This window comes from Paenibacillus filicis (assembly GCF_038070315.1).
Taxonomy (GTDB): domain Bacteria; phylum Bacillota; class Bacilli; order Paenibacillales; family NBRC-103111; genus Paenibacillus_G; species Paenibacillus_G filicis.
This window is the reverse complement of record NZ_JBBPCC010000024.1, coordinates 75971-91197: the sequence shown is the minus strand read 5'-3', so window position 1 is coordinate 91197 and position 15227 is coordinate 75971. Positions and strand designations below refer to the sequence as shown.

Here is a 15227-nt window from a genome sequence, read left to right as displayed (position 1 = left end):
GGCATCCGAAGCGGGATAATCTTACAAATGGATCATCGATCCAACGAATCGATTGGACTTATCTGGTTGTAATGTTGGTATACTAGAGGCACATTACGAGACCCGCGTTCGTGTGGGCAGACTGACAACCGTGTTGAAGGTGGGAGAGATTGGATGGGGGAGAAAAGCATTGGAAGCTGGCAAGGGTTTAGATTCAGAGGCGCATGGTCGGCCTTATTCTGGTCGTATATCGCTATTCTGCTGCTGCTGATCATACTGGGCGGATTGCTCTATTGGCGCGCCAATGACGTGGTAGAGAAATCCGTAGAGAGCACGAATTCGGCGATGCTGGGACAGCTACGGGAGCTTGCCGACGGTCAGCTTCAGCTGATCGAGCAGTTGGAGCAGCAGATCGCCAATCATCCGAAGCTTCAGCAGCTGATGAGCGGTAGAATACCAGCTTCCGATTGGGAGCAGTACGAGATGATCTCGTTAATCGACGATCTGAAACGCTACCGGCAGCTGACGCCGTTTATTTACGATTATTATGTGTACTTGCCCAAGGTGGGTACGATGCTCGGTCCTGGCGTTAGAACGACACCGGATATTTTTTTCGGACAGGTAGCCCGGTTCGAAGGAAGGTCGCCGGGGGATTGGGTGAAGGAGTTTGAAAGCGGCTATCATTTCCGCACCTTCGAGCCTGCTCTGCGCATTAGCAATAACTTTGGCGAGAGCCGGCAAATTCTCGCTTACATCCAAACGCTACCGCTCGTCGATCGGTCCAAGCAGCTGGCTACGCTGTTCATTATGATCAGCGACGAACAACTGATGAAGATGTTCCAGGGTCTGGCTGAAGCCGGCAAAGGAAAGATCTATATTGTCGATTCGTCGGATCGGATCATCGGGTCAACAGGGGCAGCGAGCGATCCGCTCACGTTCCGGTACGCCGATATGCCGGGAGACCGCGGCAAGCTGGAAGCCCAGCGCAGCGGAGAGCAGCTGGTTGTTTCTTATGCTTCATCCAGCGTATTCGGGTGGAAATATGTACTGGAGGTGCCGCGAGCCGTGTTCCTCGAAGAGGTCAACAAGGTTCAGCGCTGGGCACTGTGGCTGTTCGCGATGGCCGCGATCTCCGGTGCGGTTGTCTCCTGGTATCTGGCTTACCGCAACTATAGGCCGATCCGCGATCTCGTGCGGACCGTAACCGGCCATGGCGGCGACTCGTGCAGCAAGCAGAGTCCGATCGAGTACGAGCTTATCCGCACGTCGATCCATACGGCCAGGATGACGGAGTCAGAGCTCCGAAGCCGATTGTCGCAGCAGGCGCCGGTAATGCGTATTCATTTCCTAAGCCGGCTGATCAAAGGCTACGCGGGCCCGCATGAGCTGCGCCCGGAAGCGCTGCAGTTCATGGGAATTCGCCTTGTATCGGAGCAATTCGCTGTCATGCTGATTGACGTGGAGGATAGGAGCGCATTCTCGGCAGAGAATGATGAGAAGGAATGGCTGTTTGTGAACTTCATTATTTCCAATATCGCCGCTGATCTTGCGAATGAGCGCCATGTGGGGTACGCGACCGAGCTGGATCAGGGCCGGATTGCGTTACTGGTTAATTTCAACGAAGTAAGCGACGAGGAGGGGCAGGCCGAGCTGGTATCGGTCGCTGAACGTCTGGAGCAGGTGCTGCGCCAGCGCTTTCATCTGAAGGTAGCGATCGGGAGGAGCTTGATCGCACATGATGTCCAGATGATCGGGGAGGCGTTCCGCGATTCGCTCAAGCGGCTGGATGAAAGTCGCAAGAGCCAGGCGAGAGACAGTGCGGTGGATCGATTGCTGGAGCAGGCCCCCGTGTATTACTACCAGCTCGATGTCGAGCAGCAGCTGACCAATTATGTGAGGTCAGGTGAGGAAGAGAAGACGGAGCAGCTGCTCGACGCGCTATACGCCGACCATTACGAAGGCAATGAAGCCAATCCGCTGATCGGCTCCTATTTTCTGCGGCAATTATCCACGACGTTATTCCGGATCGTGCAGAGTACGCCCAAGGTTCACCCCGATATTGCGATGCGGCTGCTGGAGCTGCACACGGAAGCGGCTGCTGACCCGCGTCGGACCTTCCTGGAGCTGAAGGAGGATTTCCGGGCCATCTGCAGGCTATGGAAGGAAGGACGGAGCGATCAGGGCAATCGGATGCTCGAGACGATCAAGCGCATCGTCCATGAGCGTTTCAGTCAGAATATGCTGAGCGTTGGCTTTATTGCGGACGAACTCGGCATTACGCAGCCGTACTTGTCCTCGTTCTTCAAGAAGGCGACAGGACAGACGATTTTGGAGTTTATCGCTGAGGTTCGTCTGCAGGAGGCAAAGCGACTCCTCGGTGGCACCGAGTATACGATGGCGCAGATTGCCCAGGCGATCGGGTATTCCAACGATATCGGATTTATCCGTTTCTTCAAGAAGCACGAGGGAATTACACCCGGCCAATACCGTGAAAACACACAAACGGAACATAGATCTTAAGTCTGTATAGTCCCCGATCTTCCAAACCGCAAGCCGATCTAACAACCGGACTGTATCGGGCTCGCTATACAACCGGGTATTCTGAGATCGGGAGCTGAGAAGCAAGCGCATCCCGCAGCACCAGACATGATGAGATGAGGGGAGACTTATTCATGAAGCACCGCAACAAAAGCTTGACCGCTATGATGGCGGCGGGGACGGCATTGGCAGTTGCCTTGACGGGCTGCTCAGGCAGCAACGGAACGTCCGTGGACACGTCCACACCGGCACCGGCCGGAGCGGCGGAGGCGCCGAAGGACGGCAAGATCGTATCCAGTCCGCTGACATTGAGCTACTTTGTTCAGATGTCGGGCAATCCGGCGCCTGGGGTTAAGAGCTACAATGATATGGCGGCTTACCAGGAAACGGAGAAGAAAACCGGCATTCACATCGACTTCCAGCATCCTGCGACCGGGCAGGAGAAAAATCAGTTCAACCTGCTGATGGCCTCCGGCAGCTATCCGGATGTGATCGAATGGGGCTGGGGGGATTATCCGGGCGGCGGCGTAGGGGCAATGAACAGCGGCGTCATTATTCCGCTCAACGACTATATTGCCAAATATGCGCCAAATCTGACCAAGCTGCTGACGGACAATCCGGAAATCAAGAAGGCGATATCGACCGATGACGGTAGAATCTTCGCCTTTCCATTCCTGAGAAGCGATCCTTACCTGCGGACTTACTTCGGACTTGGCATCCGCCAGGACTGGCTGGATAAAGTCGGACTCAAGATGCCGGAGACGATTGATGAGTGGCATACGGTTTTGAAAGCGTTTAAGGAAAACGATCCGAACGGAAACGGCAAGGCGGATGAAATTCCGCTGCTGATCCGCAAAGACACGATGCTGAACTTCAGCAACGTCTTCCTGAATGCATGGGGGATCTCTGCCCGCTTCAATCTCGACGGGGGCAAGGTCATCTACGGCCCGATTCAACCCAAATACAAGGAATTTCTGCAAACGATGCGCAACTGGTATAAGGAAGGCTTGATCGATCGGGATTACGCTGGAACAGATGATAAGCAGAAGGATGCCAAGTGGACGGGAGAGCTGGTCGGGGTATCCGAGCTCGCCGTAGGCGGCGGGATCGGGAAGTACACGACGGCCATGGCCGGCAAAAATCCGAAGTTCAGTCTCGTTGGTGCGCCATACCCAGTCTTGAATAAAGGCGATAAGCCGGTGCTTGGTCAAGTAGAGCCGATCTTCAACAGCGTGGGCGCTGCGATCACCAAGAACAATAAACATGTGGTAGAAACGGTGAAATGGCTGGATTACAAGTACGGCCAAGAGGGCGCGATGCTGTTCAACTTCGGGATCGAGGGCAAGAGCTATACGATGAAGGACGGATTCCCGGCCTATACAGATGAAATCATGAAAAATCCTGACGGCTTGTCCTTCGCTACATCACTGGGCCGCTATGCGGTTCCATTCGGAGGTCCGTTCGTTCAGGACAAACGCTATCAGGAGCAAAATGCCGCCCTGCCTCAGCAGCAAAATGCGCTCAAGACCTGGATGGATGTGAAGAACGACGGATGGCTGCCGCCGCTCTCATTCACCAATGAAGAATCCACGCGCCTGGCCGCCATCATGACGGACATTACGACCTACCGTGATGAGATGTTCGACAAATTCATCATGGGTGCTGAGCCGATCGAAAACTTCGATAAATACGTGAAGACGATTCAAGGTATGGGCATTCAGGAAGCGATCGACATTCAAGAAGCGGCGTACAAACGATACTTGAAACGGTAATGCCGGCTGAAGCGGGTTCTTCGGGCATAGCCGCAAGTCTATGCAATGCCCGGAGACACCCGCTGCTTTTCCGCCTTGCATGCGAAGGAGGGCATAGGGGTTGAAACTTGCACGTGATTGGTCCAGAAATAAGTACATCTATCTGATGCTGCTGCCTGTCGTGATTTATTACATCGTCTTTCTCTACTTTCCGATGTACGGCCTGCAGATCGCCTTCAAGAACTTTATGCCTGCCAAAGGAATCTGGGGCAGCGAATGGGTCGGCTTTAAGCACTTCATCTCCTTTTATCAGAGCTATTACTTCTGGAGACTGCTGCGCAATACGGTGATGATCAGCTTGTATGAGCTGGTATTCGGCTTTCCGGCTCCGATCCTGCTGGCACTGCTGCTCAATGAGCTCCGGAATCGCGTATTCAAAAACTTTGTCCAGTCGGTCACGTATTTGCCGCACTTCATATCTATCGTCGTCGTGGCGGGGATGATGGTCGACTTTCTGTCGGGAGACGGATTGATCAATCAACTGACCGGCATGTTTGGCATGCCCTCCGTTTCCTTCCTGATCGTACCGGAGTGGTTCCGCTCCGTCTATGTGTCATCCGGGATTTGGCAGGGAGTAGGCTGGGGGTCCATCATCTATCTGGCCGCGATCGCTGGCATCGACCCGAGTCTGTACGAGGCGGCCAAGACTGACGGAGCAGGGCGGTTTCGGCAAATTCTGTACATTACGATTCCCGGCATCATGCCGACCGTGATCATCATGCTGATCCTGAGGTTCGGGACGCTGATGTCCGGCGGAAGCCTGGAGAAAATTCTGCTGCTGTACAATTCCACGACCTATGAGACGGCAGATGTGATCTCGACCTTCGTCTATCGCCGGGGTCTGCTCCAGATGGACTACGGCTTCTCGGCCGCCGTCGGTTTGTTCAATAACGTCATGAATTTCATCCTGCTCGTCTCGGCTAACGCGATCAGCCGGCGAATCAACAACACGAGCCTGTGGTAGTTCAAAATTGTGGGGGTGAACAAACCTTTGAAGATACGACTCAGTTTGGGCGAACGCTTTTTTGATGCGTCGAACGCCTTGCTTATGCTGGCCTTAACAGCCGTCACGCTGTATCCGTTCCTGTATGTGCTGTTCTCCTCGTTCAGCGACCCGGCCGACCTGATCCAGCATCGGGGACTGCTGCTGTTCCCTGTAGGATTCAGCCTCGAATCGTATAAGCTCGTGTTCGAGAATCCGATGATCACCATCGGCTATCTCAATACCTTGATCTATGTGATCGTAGGTACCGCGCTGAATCTGATCTTGACCAGCTTTGCGGCGTATGCGCTATCCCGCAAGGGAGTGCGGCTCGTCGGACCGATCATGCTGGGCATCGTATTCACGATGTTTTTCTCCGGGGGGCTTATCCCGACTTACCTGAATATGAAAAATCTCGGGCTGCTCGATTCCAGATGGGCGATGATTCTTCCGTCTGCGATCAGTACATGGAATTTGCTCGTGATGCGCACTTCATTTGCCGGGATTCCCATCGCACTGGAGGAGTCGGCGAGAATTGACGGAGCGAATGATTTTCGCATCTTGTTCCAGATCTTCATCCCCGTGTCGCTGCCGATCATGGCGGTGATGACGCTGTTCTACGGTGTTGCGCATTGGAATTCCTATATGGATGCTCTGATCTACCTCAGAGCCCGGGACCTGTACCCGCTGCAGCTCGTGCTGCAGGAGATTCTGATTACGAACAGTACGGACTCCATGATGACCTCGGTTGCCGATGTGAACAAGGGACTCGTCCAGGAGACCATTAAATATGCGACGATCATCGTGGCCACGGTGCCGATCCTGCTGCTGTATCCGTTCCTGCAGCGCTTCTTCGTCAAGGGCGTTATGCTCGGCTCCGTCAAAGAATAACGAATGTGAAGGGGGAAGCCTGATGACAAGGCACCTGCATCTCATCTCCCATACCCATTGGGACCGGGAGTGGTATTTAACGTTTCAGCAATTTCGGCTAAGGCTGGTCGAGCTGGTGGACAATCTGCTTGACCTGCTGGACCGAGATGAGGAATTTCGGCATTTTTACCTGGATGGCCAGCAGATTATTCTGGAGGATTACCTCGAGATACGGCCCGGGCAGCGGAAGCGTCTGGAGCAGCATATCCGATCGGGACGACTTGGGATTGGTCCATGGTACGTGCAGAACGATACGTTCCTGACGAGTGCGGAGGCGACGATCCGGAATTTGCTGCATGGCATCCGGGATGCGCGGCGCTGGACCGAGCATCCGATGATGATCGGGTATTTACCGGATCAGTTCGGACATATCTCCCAGCTGCCGCAGATTCTTCGCGGCTTTGGCATCGACAATGCCATTCTCGGCCGGGGGTATAAGCCGGAAGGACACGCCGGAAAAAGTGAGTTCGAATGGGCGTCCCCGGACGGCTCGTCGGTGCTCGCGATCCATCTGCCCAACTGGTACAACAACGCTCAGCGATTGCCTGTCGAGCCGGAGCAATCAGCCCGCTTGCTGGGCTGGATCGCGGAGAAAAGTGAGCGTTACGCCAGTACGAAGCATCTGCTGCTGATGAACGGCGTCGATCACCTGGAGGCCCAGGAGACGCTCACGGAGGCGCTTCGCGCGGTCAGGCCGCTGCTCAGTCAGGATACCGTTATTCACCACACTGACCTGGCATCGTATGTGGCACGCGTCCGCGAGGAGGTGGAATTGCCGGCGTGCGTTACCGGGGAGCTGCGCGAGGGCGACCAGTATTACCTGCTGCACGGGACGTTGTCCGCGCGGGTCTATCTCAAGCAGGCCAGTCAGCGTACCCAGGATCTGCTCGAGAGGTATGTGGAGCCGGTCGCCGCCTGGAATGCTTTGCTCGGCTTGCAGGCTTACCCGCATGATGCCCTGTCCTTCGCCTGGCGCAAGGTCATGCATAACCATCCGCATGACAGCATCTGCGGCTGCAGCCGGGATGCCGTGCATGACGAGATGCTAGCGCGCTTCCGGCAGTCGGATGAGGTGCTGAACGCGCTGCTCGAACGAGGTCAACAGAGCCTGATCCGTCAGGTGGACGTCTCCGGTATGGGCGATAACGACCAACTGATTTTCGCTTACCACACGTCCTCCCGCGATCGTACGGATCTTGTCGAAGCCGACGTGGATGTACTGCAGGAGGACGGCGAAGATGCCGGTATCCGGCTATACGATGCATCAGGGCGACAGGTGCCTCATGAGACGCTTGGCAGGCGCAAGCTGGGCAAACGGATGCTCAGCCCGATCAACCTGCCTACGACGATACCGGTCACGCGCCATCGCATCCGGTTTCAGGCGGACGCTGTACCTGCGATGGGCTATGCTGTCTATCGGGTTGAGGTCGTGAAGGCTCCGAATACGGAAGCGGACAGTCCGGTACGGATCGAGAGCAGCCTGTCTGTCTCTGCTTCTACGGCCTCGAGTGAATCGTCTGCGTTGTCTACACAGGTGATGCCAACCAACCGACCGCCGGTATTGGAGAATGAATGGCTGCGAGCTGAAATTGCTCCGAATGGCTCCATCCGACTGACAGACCGTGTGACAGGACTGACGTACGAGGGGCTGCATGTGTTCGAGGACGACTCGGATATCGGGCATTCCTACGTATCTCATCCTGTCTTGAACGACACGGTGGTGACGACGGCTGATGCGGTCACACAGATCGAGTGCCTCTCCGGTGGCGGACTGGAGCAATCGTACCGGATCACCATTCCATGGTCTCTGCCGATTGAGGCGGATGAGGAAGGCGGACGGCGCTCGGAGCTGTACCGCGAGTGCTCGATCGTGACCGAGGTGACCCTGCGTCAATCGGCCCGGGTGCTGGCATTCAACACTCGATTCGATAACCGTGTCGAGGACCACCGTCTTCGCGTACGGTTCCCGGTTCCGTTCTCATCCGGGGTATGCCGCGCAGGTGGCCAGCTCGATGTCGTGACCCGGCCGGATGCGCTGGAGTGGCAGCGCGACCGGAATACGCACCCGAACTGGCGATTCGTCGGCTTGACCGGAGAAGCGGGCGGGATCGCTATGCTGAACGAAGGGCTCCACGATTACGAGCATACGCATGACCCGGAAGGATTGACGCTGACGCTGCTCCGCGCCGTACGCTCGATCTCTCGCCGGGTACCGGGGGCGATTGACGAATACGGACTGGAGGAAGGGCATCAGGTGCAGGGAGAGCACGTGTTTACGTATGGCGTTCATGTGCATGGCGCAGATGTATCCCATGCCGAGCTGTACTTGGCGGCTGAGGAGTTTGCCAATCCGATCCGCAGCGTGGTGCGTCCGGTGAAGGATGACCGCTGGAAGTCGGGCAGACCCTGGGTGCAGGAGCCAGGCATCGAAGGCATGTTCGAGCGGCCAGATCCGAATGCAAGCAAGCCGAAGCTGCCGCTGACCGGTTCCTTTCTCCAGTTGTCCGAACCGAGGATGCTAGTAAGCGCGGTGAAGATGGCGGAGGATCGCGACTCGCTAATCCTCCGGCTGTGGAACCCCGAGGAACAGGCGATTGAAGGAAACGTAGCCGTGGATGCTGCCGAGCACACCTCTGGCGGAGCTTACCTGGTGAATTTGCTGGAGGAACGCGAGCGTGAGCTTCTGCTCACGGAAGCTGGCGTGTGGATCGCATTGCGGCCGAAGCAGTTTGTAACCGTGGAGCTACCGCTTGAGCGTTAACCGATAGATGGAGTCTGGGTGGAGCATGCGGGGGAAGAAAGGCTAAGAAGTTGGAAGACTAGTGGAATGCAAGTCAAATGGAAGATGAAAACGAAAAAGGCAGCGTAAAGAACGAAGAACCAGGGACCTGAAACAAACCCAAGAACCGGCTAAGACCAAGCGAAGACCAAGCGAAGACCAAGCGAAGACCAAGCGAAGACCAAGCGAAGACCAAGCGAAGACCAAGCGAAGACCAAGCGAAGACCAAGCGAAGACCAAGCCCAAAAGGAAAGGACTCCTATACATGACTTCAAAAACCTATGCCCATATTATCGCTCATTCCCACTGGGACCGGGAGTGGTATCTCCCTTATGAGAAGCATCACGTCCAGCTCGTGAGACTGATGGACACGCTGCTGGAAACGCTGGAGCGCGATCCGCAGTTCCACAGCTTTCACCTGGACGGCCAGACGATCGTGCTGGAGGACTACCTGCAGGTCCGCCCCGAGAACAAGGAGCTGCTCAGGAAGTACATCCAGGAAGGAAGGCTGATCATCGGACCTTGGTACGTGCTGCAGGATGAGTTTCTGACCAGCGGGGAAGCCAATGTCCGCAATCTGCAGATCGGGCATCGGGATGCGGCCGAGTATGGGCCGGTGTCCAAGCTGGGCTATTTCCCCGACTCGTTCGGCAACATGGGGCAGGCACCGCAGCTGCTGCGGCAGGCAGGCATCAACGTGGCCGTATTCGGACGCGGCGTGAAGCCGGTCGGCTTCAATAACGAAGTGAAGGGCAACTACGAGTCCTCGTTCTCGGAGCTGAACTGGGAGTCCCCGGACGGCTCCAAGGTGCTGGGTGTCCTGTTCGCCAACTGGTACAACAACGGGATGGAAATCCCAGTCGACGAGGTGGAAGCGCAAGACTACTGGACTGAACGCCTGGCCAAAGCGAAGACCTATGCGTCCACGCCCCATCTGCTTTTCATGAATGGCTGCGACCATCAGCCGGTGCAGACGGATCTGACGGCTTCGCTGGAGACGGCACGCCGCCTCTTCCCGGATGTCGAATTCATCCACTCCAGCTTCGACGACTATCTCCGCAGTCTGCAGGAGTCGCTGCCGGACCGGCTGTCGACGGTGAAGGGCGAGCTGCGCAGTCAGCGGACGAACGGCTGGTGGACGCTGGTGAACACGGCCTCAGCGCGTGTGTATATCAAGCAGGCCAACCAGCGCTCGCAGTTGCTGCTGGAGCGGGGAGCGGAGCCGCTGGCCGCTTTCGCCTCGACGCTGGGCGAGGCGTATCCGCATCATCTGCTGCGCTATGCGTGGAAGACGCTGATGCAGAACCATCCCCACGACAGCATCTGCGGCTGCAGTGTGGACGAGGTGCACCGCGAGATGATGACCCGCTTCGCCAAGAGCGATGCCGTTGCCGAGGAGATCATCGACCGCAGCAAGGCAGCAATCGCCAGGCATGTGGATACGGCGGGAGCCTTCGCCGCAATTCCGGGTGCCGTGCCTTTCCTCGCGATCAATACAACCGGTTGGGCCAAAACCGAAGTTCTCACGGTCGACCTAGAGATTGACCGGGTATCATTGAAGGGTCGCCCGGCCTCCGAAGCGGTCCGCGAGTTGGAGGCAAGAGGGCCGCTTACGGGTCATATATACGATGCAGCAGGCCGGGTAGCGCGAGCGACGATCGAATACGCAGGCGTCCGCTTCGGCTACGACCTGCCGGACGACCGGTTCCGTCAGCCTTACATGGCGCGTGTCGTACGCGTGACCTTGTTAGCTGAGCAGGTGCCTGCACTCGGCTACCGTACGTATGCGTTCGTCCCGGAATCAGCGGCGGGAGTACGTAATGTGAGGACGCTCGCGGGTCTGACAGACGGTCATGCCGGCGAGCGCCTGCTGGAGAATGAATTTCTGAGCGTGACCGTGCTGGACAACGGCTCCTACACCGTAAGAGACAAGCGCAGCGGGCAGGTGTTCTCAGGCCTCGGGATCTACGAGGATAGCGGAGATATCGGGAACGAGTATATCTTTAGAGCTCCCGACGGTGATGAGCCTCTGACAACCGAGGGACTCGAGGCCCGAATCGTCAGGCTGGAGAACGAGCCGTTCCGGCAAACGATCGAGATCGTCCACGAATGGTCATTGCCCGAAGGGGCAGATGATCGTTTGGAGCAGGAGAGACTGGCTTTTGTTCCGTTCCTGGAGCGTGAGGCTGCCAGAAGCTCCAAGTTTGTTCCAATTCGTCTCACGACGCGGCTTTTGCTGACTGACGGGGACCCGCAGCTTCAGGTGGAGACAACGTTCGACAATGCGGCCAAGGATCACCGGCTGCGGGTGCTGTTTCCATCAGGCATTGTGTCGCCGGTTCACCGGGTCGACTCCGTCTTCGAGGTCGCCGTGCGGGACACGGTGCCTGCGGCGGAGTGGACTAACCCGAGCCACTGCCAGCATCAGCAAGCATTCGTCAACGTCAGCGGGGACCATGGAGGGCTGACAATCGGTAACCTGGGGCTGAACGAGTACGAGGTGCTGCGGGACGATCGCGGAACGATCGCTGTGACGCTGCTCCGCGCGGTAGGTGAGCTCGGTGACTGGGGAGTGTTCCCCACGCCCGAAGCCCAATGTCCGGGCACGCATACGTTCCGGTACACCGTCATCCCGCATGGCGCAGGCAGCGCCAGAGAGCAATCCTTTGCCTTGGCATACCAGAACCAGCTGCCGATAACGGTTGTACAGGCACCGCTCCAAGCGGGCGCACTGGCGGCGGAGCATGCATTTGCCGAGTGGTCGGGCGAAGGACTGGCTCTCACCGCGGTCAAAATCAGCGAGCCCGGGGAAGATATCGTGTTCCGGTGGTTCAATATGACCGATCGCCCGAAGGAGCTGAGCCTGACTGTGGGGAATCGCTTCGGCGATGTGTACCGCAGCGGAATACTCGAGGAGAGGGGGGAGCAGATCGCTGCTGCCGGGAACGCTGCCCTGTCTGTAGGCCCGGCCGAGATAGTGACGCTTTGCGCAGCTGCAGATGAGTGAGAACGAGTCGGATCTATTCCGTTTCAATCGAGGTGTATCGGCGAAAAGTGTATGGCCGCTGCGTGAAATACAACGAAAACGGCAGCAACGTCAATAAGTGGAATAATATATGGGGAATCGAGGTTTACGGAAAATAAGATCGTTTCTATGAAATCGGACCAAGCTTGCATGCCGCTCGGGCACAAGCTTGGTCCGATTTTTTGACTCAGGCTGTAAGGGTGTTTACTGCCTTCCTCTCGCATAGCCGCGGGCGAGCCTGATGATCACGTAGCAGGCTGCAGCTGCGACGAGGGCCAGCATGACATAGAAGCCATATTGATAGATCAAGGTGCCGATCCTTGGAACATCCTTGCCAACAAAGCGTCCGAGCATGAAGAATACCAAGGTCCACACGAAGCCTGTCGTGTACGAATAGGCGGCGTACCGCCAGAAGTTCATTTTATTGATCCCCACAAGATAGGGCACCACATGCCGGATGACGGGAAGAAAATAGCTGAAGCATAAGGCGGCGCTGCCGTATTTGCGGATTAAGTTCTGCGATGCTTCCAAGTACTTGCCCATATTTTTCTTACGCTGGAGCTTCTGAAGAATAGGAGCTCCTACCCAGGTGCCTAGCACGTAGCCTATAGATAAGCCGGTGACAACCCCCAGGTAGGTTAGCAGAAAGGCAGGTAGAGTTTGGAGCATGCCTGTGGCAGTAACCGCACCGCCGGTCATGACGATGACCTCATCGGGGATCGGCATGCCGACGATGCCCAGCCATAGGGCAAAGAACAATGCCGCATAGCCCAGATGCTGGATCCAGTCGTTTAAGGCGCTGTAGTTCATTGTTGGCTGCCCCGTTTGCGGCAAATATAGACGAAGGCCGGAGGGACATTCATCCAGGTCCACTGAATCGCTTCGACCTCCAAATACCGCGAAAACTGCTCCTTCATCTGAAGCGAGTATTGAAAGGCGATAAACTGGCCGTTTGGCTTCAGGGATACCGAGATTTGCTCCATCAGGGCGTCCCGCAGATGCTGCGGAAAGTTAAAGTAGGGCAGCCCGCTGATAATACAGTCGAGCTGATCGACTCCGCGCTCCTGAATAGCGGATCTGAGCCCTGTTGCTTCCGCACAAGGATGATAGCCCGGATAATGCTTGGCCAGGTCGGCACGCAATTGGGGGTCCTTCTCGAATAGAAAGACCTGGGAGCCCGGCGTCGTGATGCGGTTCAAATGCTGGGTAATAGCCCCGGTGCCGGAGCCAAGCTCGGCTATATGCAAGTCTTGCTTGAAATCCACCGCATCGAGCATGCGCAGGGCCAGATGTCTGGAACTGGGAATAACGCTGCCGATCTGCTTCGGGGACTGTATAAATTTTTGCAGAAAAAGCAATTTATCTTGAACAAATGTATACATCGAAAGCAACCTCCCGGATTCCCCTTATCATGTCCATCAATGACAACATCTATCCATCTTCTTCCTAATCATGATTACACTTAATGATAAAAGAGATCCGGTGATTGTAACACGCCCTATAGTTGTGTTTTAGTATGGACCAAGGTCCGGGACTTACCTAGACTTTAGTCCAAGGAACCCGGAGCTTGAAAAGTTGTTCGTGCTTAGGGGGCCGAGATTCGGAATGGCATTCGCGTGTAATGATTGCGGAGTTCCGCTTCTTTTGGGTTCTCCTTCGTACCTTCCAGGCCTTCAGCGAAATAAGTGACGGGAGCGAGCGGCAAGAGCCGGAGCTCATAGTCTCCCTCCGGCAGAGTGAGTCCTTGGCTATCCGTCTGCTGCCAGCTGATCTTCTCATCCGTGCTGATTAAGGTATAGGCCGGAAGGAGCTTTTCTGTAAATACCGGCAGTGCCGCCTGCCAGACAGGCTTGATATCCGTCCCGGTCACGCGTCCGATCTCAATCCGCAGACTGACGGGAGTGGTCAGCTCCAGCTTATTCTGCGTAACATTAAAGAGATGAGCGTCCAGACTAAGGGTGTCTCCGGCTTTCAAGAGCATTTTCTGTGCTTCTGGATCATAAGAGAAGCCCTGGAAGCCAAGCTCTACGGAAAGCGGGGCTTCTCTGCCTCCGATCCCACCGATTTCACGGATAGTCGAGTTCCATCCACCGGTGACTATAACCGGTATTACCGGGTCGGGCTCCTGATAAGAGCCTGCCGGCTGCATGGGGTACAGCCATACATCTCCCATCCACTCACTGTGAATCCGAACCCAGCCGCCCGAACGTTCGAAGACCTGGACGGATTGAGGAGCGAGGGTGCCTAGTGATCTGGATTCGAAGGTAGGGTACCGGAACAGCTTCACCGGCCTGGTCAGCTCGATGGTTGCTTCTGCCGGAACAGCGGCAGCAGGCTGGGCGATGGCCGGATTCACCCACATGGGACCCAGCCAGGTTTGGATATGTACCCATGCTCCGGACCGCTCAAAGGCTTGCACCGTTTGCGGGGAGAGCTCCGTGACCTGTCTGGAGGCAGCATCCGGCAGCTCGAAGACAGCTGTTGCAGACTGGAGTACAAGCGGCTCATCGACAGCCTGAACGTCGAACAGCATAGCGTCGCTGTGCCGAATCCACTTGGGACCGAGCCAGGTATCAATCTGAAAATATTCGCCAACTCTCGCTTGAACACGCACGGTTTGAGCCACGATGGCATCCTCTCTCTTGGCGGAAAGCCGAGGTTCATCGTACAGAGCTGCAGAGCGAAGCAGGACGAGAAGGGAGTTATCCGGCTCCTGTTGGCCCGTCCAGTCGCTTTCCTGCAATTGAATCCATTTCTGACCCTGCCAGGTTGCCACCTTGTACCAGTTCGTAGCGGCATTCTCTGGCGGCACTAAAGAATCCGTGATGTAGATCAGCTGGGGAGAGATGCCCAGCACTGGCTTCCCGCATACACAAGGACTTTCATACGCAGGAGTCTCCCGCTGAAGGGAGATTGCCGGTGGGCTTGGATACGCAGCTTGAGCGACGCTCGGCAGCAGCATGAGGCCTGAGGCCAACGCCCATACATAAGAATTCCGCATAGGTAACCGCCTTTCCTTCGAGAGAATGCAAAGCTATTGAAGATTTGACGAAGAGCAGGCATGGAAAGTTTCATCCCATGAGTATAAATTAGAATGAAAACGGAGTGGAAGAAATATACAAAATAAGGAACTCGTGCTATGATTTAATTCATATTAAATGCATCGAATAACTAGTAATAAAT

Annotated in this window: 9 protein-coding genes; 6 read left to right on the top strand and 3 right to left on the bottom strand. The window is 56.1% G+C overall.

Features of this window, described 5'->3' with window-relative positions; all coding sequences use genetic code 11:
• The first annotated feature begins 153 nt into the window (after positions 1-153).
• The 6 genes from WMW72_RS28570 (at position 154) to WMW72_RS28545 (ending at position 12026) form a co-directional block, all read left to right on the top strand.
• A complete protein-coding gene (locus WMW72_RS28570) occupies positions 154-2499 on the top strand; it encodes a helix-turn-helix domain-containing protein (protein ID WP_341418997.1) in 2346 nt (781 codons plus the stop codon).
• Positions 2500-2651: 152 nt separating this feature from the next.
• A complete protein-coding gene (locus WMW72_RS28565) occupies positions 2652-4289 on the top strand; it encodes an extracellular solute-binding protein (RefSeq protein WP_341418996.1) in 1638 nt (545 codons plus the stop codon).
• Positions 4290-4434: 145 nt separating this feature from the next.
• Positions 4435-5292, top strand: coding sequence for an ABC transporter permease (locus WMW72_RS28560; RefSeq protein ID WP_341419040.1), 858 nt, complete (start codon positions 4435-4437; stop codon positions 5290-5292).
• An 84-nt stretch (positions 5293-5376) separates the two neighbouring features.
• Positions 5377-6201, top strand: a complete 825-nt coding sequence (locus WMW72_RS28555; protein ID WP_423227613.1) for a carbohydrate ABC transporter permease — start codon at positions 5377-5379, stop codon at positions 6199-6201.
• Between the two features lie 22 nt (positions 6202-6223).
• Complete coding sequence (locus WMW72_RS28550; RefSeq protein ID WP_341418995.1) at positions 6224-9001, top strand: alpha-mannosidase; 2778 nt, start codon at positions 6224-6226, stop codon at positions 8999-9001.
• Between the two features lie 283 nt (positions 9002-9284).
• Positions 9285-12026, top strand: coding sequence for an alpha-mannosidase (locus tag WMW72_RS28545; RefSeq protein WP_341418994.1), 2742 nt, complete (start codon positions 9285-9287; stop codon positions 12024-12026).
• Positions 12027-12248: 222 nt separating this feature from the next.
• Here the strand turns inward: WMW72_RS28545 and WMW72_RS28540 are convergent, their stop codons facing one another.
• The 3 genes from WMW72_RS28540 to WMW72_RS28530 form a co-directional block, all read right to left on the bottom strand.
• On the bottom strand, positions 12249-12854 hold the full coding sequence (locus WMW72_RS28540) for a DedA family protein (protein ID WP_341418993.1): 606 nt from the start codon (positions 12852-12854) through the stop codon (positions 12249-12251).
• On the bottom strand, positions 12851-13426 hold the full coding sequence (locus WMW72_RS28535; RefSeq protein WP_341418992.1) for a class I SAM-dependent methyltransferase: 576 nt from the start codon (positions 13424-13426) through the stop codon (positions 12851-12853). Before WMW72_RS28535 ends, WMW72_RS28540 begins: the two co-directional genes overlap by 4 nt.
• Before the next feature lie 203 nt (positions 13427-13629).
• A complete protein-coding gene (locus WMW72_RS28530) occupies positions 13630-15045 on the bottom strand; it encodes a hypothetical protein (RefSeq protein ID WP_341418991.1) in 1416 nt (471 codons plus the stop codon).
• Positions 15046-15227 lie beyond the last annotated feature (182 nt).